This is a genomic window from Novacetimonas hansenii JCM 7643 (assembly GCF_000964405.1).
Lineage (GTDB): Bacteria > Pseudomonadota > Alphaproteobacteria > Acetobacterales > Acetobacteraceae > Novacetimonas > Novacetimonas hansenii.
The window spans coordinates 1-3,828 of the sequence record NZ_BANE01000335.1 but is presented as its reverse complement, the minus strand read 5'-3'; the positions used below and the strand labels follow the sequence as shown (position 1 = coordinate 3,828).

Genomic DNA, 3,828 nt, shown 5'->3' with positions numbered 1-3,828 from the left:
AAGCTTTTTGGAAAAAGCTTCACCAAAAACCCTTATAATTTCAGTATGTTATCTATCCTGACTTTTCAAACAGTCTCTTAATGGCGAATCAGGATATAATTGATCGTCAGGTCGATATCGAAATGGTCGCCCGACATATCCGGTGGCACAGGGGGAAGCTGCGCATTGCGGAACATCCCCGTGGTTGCGGCATCAAGATAGTACGATCCTGACTGCCCCGTCAGGCGTACTTTCGCCACCTGCCCATTGCGATCCAGCACCACATGCACCGATGACGGCCCTTCCTCGCCCGCGCGGGCGGCGTCTTCGGGATAGTACATATGGCTGCGTATCCACTGGTCGAGTTCAGAGGCGTAATCGTCGCTTACGCCATGGATCTGCGTATTGGTGGAGTACGGGGCGTTGATCCTTCCGTTGCTGACCAGTGGGCCGACGGACAGGTCGATGGGCGATCCCGAACCGCCCGCGCGGCCATGGCGGGTGCGGTGTGGCAATGGTGATGGTGCGAATGACAGGTCCATGGGCGAATGCAGCGATGAATGCGACTTGCTGGCGGACTGATGGCGTGGCTGCGGCGCCGGGTGGCTGGAATGGCCAGGACTCTGCATGCCGGGATTGAACTGCTTTTGCTCCTGCGACTGGGGCACGGACAGGTCGGATGGCGCCTGCGTCAGCGGTGGCGAAGACGGGGTCTCTGGCGTCGGGATGTTTGGCGCGGGGGACGAATCCTCGCTCTGGTCCTTGGCGGCTGTGGCACTTTCGGATGCGCTGTGCTGGCTTTCCTGCTTTGGTGCGTCCGCACCCCCCGCCATGTCGGGCGAGGATTGGCCCTCCATCCCGCTGGAGGAAGGGGGGGAAAACACCATTTCCACCTGTGGGGATTCAGAGGAGGAGGACGGATCGCCATGCGGGTTGTGATGGGCTGAGCTGATGATGATCGCCGCCAGCAAGGCCGCATGCAGCATCGCGGATACGGCCGAGGCCTTGACCGCCCCCGGTTCTTCAAGCGTATCGGGGCGGATCAGGCCGGACGTGACAGGGTGAAGGTTGCGATAGCCCGTCGGACGCGGGACGATCTCACGCGATTCAAGGCGTTCATTTTCGCGGCTGTTCGGACGGGACGGCGCGGCAGGCGGCGGGGCGGCAGGACGGTCCGATCCGTCCCCGCGCGGGATCAGTACGGGTTCCACGGCATGGCGGTACCGGGAAGAAGGACTGAGTGTCACCGTCATGAAAGGGCGCGTTTCTCCGCCTTGGGGATGTCATGGTCGCAACGACAGGTGGCTGTCACTATCGTGCCATGACCTGTCCCAGCTTGTCAGCATAACTGCGGGGACAGGTCACGATGTCAAGAGCGATGCCGCACATCGCGCGCCATTGGTGGCTTTTCAATACGATCCGACAAAATTTTCGAGCAGTTCGGCAAAGCGTCCGGGATTTTCGACATGCAGCCAGTGTCCGGCTTTCTCAATCAGTTCTAGGCGGTAATTCGGGAACAGTCTGCGCATCGTCATGAAATGTTCTGGGCGGATATAGGGCGAATTCTCCCCCGCGAGGAACAGCGTCGGCCCAGGATAGCTGTAGCCTTCGGGGATATAGGGCCAGCTTTCGACATTGGGCATCGAGTCCACGATGTCACGTAGCCCGATAGACCAGCCCGGGTTTTCGCCCACGCGGATGTTTTGCAGCATCAGCGCACGGACATCGGCGTTGGGAATGTAATGCTGCAACAGCAGGTCCGCCCCGGCACGATTCAGGAAGGGCGGGAAGGCGACATGCAGCATCTGTTCGCCAAGCCCGAACTGCCCATGGCCGGTACGCGCGGGTGGGATATCCGCGACAAGCAGGCTGTGGACCATTCCCGGCCGCATCAGCGCCAGCGTCATCGCGACCTTGCCCCCCATGGAATGACCCACCAGCGTCGCGGGCAGCGCATTATGATGGGCCAGTGTTTCCAGCAGGTCGGCCGACATCGTATTGTAATCCATCGCCCCGTGCGGGCTTTCGCCATGATTGCGCAGGTCGATCGCCAGCGTGCGGCGCGTGCGCGCCAGCCTGCGCTGGAAAAAACCAAGGTTGCGTGCCCGTCCGAACAGTCCGTGCAGCAGAACGACCGGCGGTCGCCCCGCATCCTGTCCCGATGCTTCCTCCGGACCGCGTTCAATCACATTCAGTAGCACCGCGATTACCTTGTCCTGGTTCAAGAGGTCTGGAGATTCAGGATGATTTTCCCGGAATGCGTTCCATTTTCCATCAGCTTATGGGCATCCACGACCTGCGCAAAGGGGAAGGTGGCGTGGATCAGCGGGCGGATGGTCTTTTTTTCCAGAAGTGGCCACGCATGCTGGTGCAGTTGCCGTGCGATTTCCGCCTTATACGCCGTATCGCGTGGACGCAGTGTCGTGCCCGTCACCACCAGCCGCCGCGTCATGATACGGGCCAGCCCCACATTTTCCGCCCGTGCGCCGCCCTGTAACGCAATGATGACCAGTCGCCCATCCGGTGCAAGGCAGCGCAGGTTGCGTTCAAGATAGGCGCCCCCGACCATATCAAGGATGATATCCACCCCACGCCCGTCAGTCAGTTCAGCGATACGGGCGACGAAATCGTCCTCATGATAATTTATGGCCGCCTCGGCCCCGATGGTGGTGCATAATTCGCACTTTGCCGCTGTGCCTGCCGTGACATAGGGAATGCCCCCCATCTGACGCACAAGCTGTATGGCCACGGTGCCGATGCCACTGCTGCCGCCATGGACCAGCACCCGATCGCCTGCGCGCAGATGCGCGGTCATGAACAGGTTGGACCAGACGGTGAAGAATGTTTCCGGCAGGGCGGCGGCGTGGAGTGCATCAAACCCCACCGGCCATGGCAGGCACTGTCCGGCTGGCACCACGCAGTACTGCGCGTACCCACCCCCGTTGGACAGGGCACAGACGCGCGCGCCAATGGCGGGAAAGGCGTCATCGGCAATGCCGGGGCCACGGGCGATGACTTCGCCCGCAATCTCCAGCCCCAGCAGCGGGCTTGCCCCTGGGGGTGGGGGATACAGCCCCTTGCGTTGCATGATGTCGGGACGGTTGACACCGGCGGCCATGACACGCACCAGCACTTCGCCCCTGCCGGGCGTAGGGGTGGGCACCTCGCTGATTGCCATGACATCGGGGGGGCCGGGTTCGGCATAGGTGACGGCCTGCATCATGACCGGAAGGGTGGGGTTCATGGTCGTCCTTTCGTCCGTATCGTACGCATGGCAGGAAACGCACCCCGGTGACAGCCTGGTCTGAAACGGGCGCAACAGGGATGTGCATCCGCACGGCAGCCATCGGGGAATATCCCTGTGGGGGATAGCATATCGTGCGCCGGTATCATGCCCCGATCACGCCCCCGCCCGATGACATGTCCGCGTGCAGGGTGACTGCCCCCATCTTTGGCCGTGTCGTTCTGTGTGACGCATAACGCTGTGCCTGCAGGTGGGTTCGTGCAGGGGGGCAGGGGGCAGCAATGTTCAGGATGGGGCCTTCGGCAAAGGGCGTGCTGATGGTGCGTCTCAGTGCTCTGCCCGGAAACCCGCCAGAGGATATTGCCCCTTGGGGACCATGATCTGTCCATGACAACAGGGGGCAGGATGTTATTTCAGATAACATACTGAAAATAATACAATTTATGTGAAGATTTTTTCAAATAGCTTCGATGAGCACCGGTTTTCCGAACACAGGCGAGCTGTGGCAAAGACGATATCTGGAAACCTCAGAGACTGTTTGAAAAGTCAGGCGCGATAACGCACTGAAATTATAAAGGTTTTTGGTGAAGCTTTTTCTAAAAAGC

Annotated in this window: 3 protein-coding genes; all 3 read right to left on the bottom strand. The window is 60.4% G+C overall.

What is annotated here, in order from left to right; translation table 11 throughout:
• Positions 1–77: 77 nt before the first annotated feature.
• The 3 genes from B7G66_RS16340 to B7G66_RS16330 all read right to left on the bottom strand — a co-directional run bounded on the left by B7G66_RS16340 (position 78) and on the right by B7G66_RS16330 (position 3,223).
• Positions 78–1,232 carry an energy transducer TonB gene (locus B7G66_RS16340; RefSeq protein WP_003617360.1) on the bottom strand — a complete coding sequence of 385 codons (1,155 nt, stop codon included), beginning with the start codon at positions 1,230–1,232 and terminating at the stop codon, positions 78–80.
• Between the two features lie 156 nt (positions 1,233–1,388).
• A complete protein-coding gene (locus tag B7G66_RS16335; RefSeq protein ID WP_040511335.1) occupies positions 1,389–2,180 on the bottom strand; it encodes an alpha/beta fold hydrolase in 792 nt (263 codons plus the stop codon).
• A 20-nt stretch (positions 2,181–2,200) separates the two neighbouring features.
• Positions 2,201–3,223, bottom strand: a complete 1,023-nt coding sequence (locus B7G66_RS16330; protein ID WP_003617363.1) for an NAD(P)H-quinone oxidoreductase — start codon at positions 3,221–3,223, stop codon at positions 2,201–2,203.
• Positions 3,224–3,828: the final 605 nt, after the last annotated feature.

Bases quoted from the DNA above. Each gene is read 5' to 3' on its own strand.
- B7G66_RS16340 (WP_003617360.1), bottom strand. From the start codon at position 1,232: ATGACGGTGACACTCAGTCCTTCTTCCCGGTACCGCCATGCCGTGGAA.
- B7G66_RS16330 (WP_003617363.1), bottom strand. From the start codon at position 3,223: ATGAACCCCACCCTTCCGGTCATGATGCAGGCCGTCACCTATGCCGAA.